The sequence below is a fragment of the Collinsella sp. SGI.033 genome (assembly GCF_050315135.1).
Taxonomy (GTDB): domain Bacteria; phylum Actinomycetota; class Coriobacteriia; order Coriobacteriales; family Coriobacteriaceae; genus Collinsella.
This window is the reverse complement of the sequence record NZ_JBNPOK010000071.1, coordinates 1-585: the sequence shown is the minus strand read 5'-3', so window position 1 is coordinate 585 and position 585 is coordinate 1. Positions and strand designations below refer to the sequence as shown.

Below are 585 nucleotides of genomic sequence, written 5' to 3'. Positions count from 1 at the left end.
TGCGGGGAAGTGGTCCTTGAGAGAACTCACCGGCTTCTTGAGGATATCGAGGAGCTCCTATGACTACCAGCGCCGCGCGATCGCCAGGCCGGACCGCCTGGCGCCGCTGAGGGACGTCGTGCGGCGGGTGTTCCTGGAGGACGGCGACGGCGCGCGCGGCTACCGGTTCGTGGTGCGCAGGCTCCGCGAGCTCGACGACCCCGTGCGCGTCTCCGAGAAGGTCGTCCGGCGCATCATGCGCGAGGAGGGGCTCGTCCCGAGGTGGATGAAGAGGAGGGCCGGCTCCTACAGCTCCTACGGCGGCGAGGTGACCCCCGCCCCGCCGAACCTCGTGCGCCGCGACTTCCGCTCGGCCCTGCCGAACTTCCTGTGGCTCACCGACATAACCGAGTTCAGGCTGCCGACGGGCCGCAAGGTGTACCTGTCCGCCATCAGGGACTGCTTCGACTCCTCGATCGTCGCCTGGCGGGCGGGCGAGCGCCCGGACGCCGACCTCGCGAACTCGACGCTGTCGGACGCGTGCTCCCGGCTGGCGCCCGGCGAGCGCCCCGTGATCCACTCCGACCGCGGCGTGCACTACCGCTG

Annotated in this window: 1 protein-coding gene; it reads left to right on the top strand. The window is 70.9% G+C overall.

Going from position 1 to position 585, the window contains the following annotated elements; all coding sequences use genetic code 11:
• Nucleotides 1-16: 16 nt before the first annotated feature.
• Nucleotides 17-585 (top strand): IS3 family transposase (locus ACQRC0_RS08805; RefSeq protein WP_427729334.1); only part of this gene is annotated, 569 nt, incomplete at its 3' end.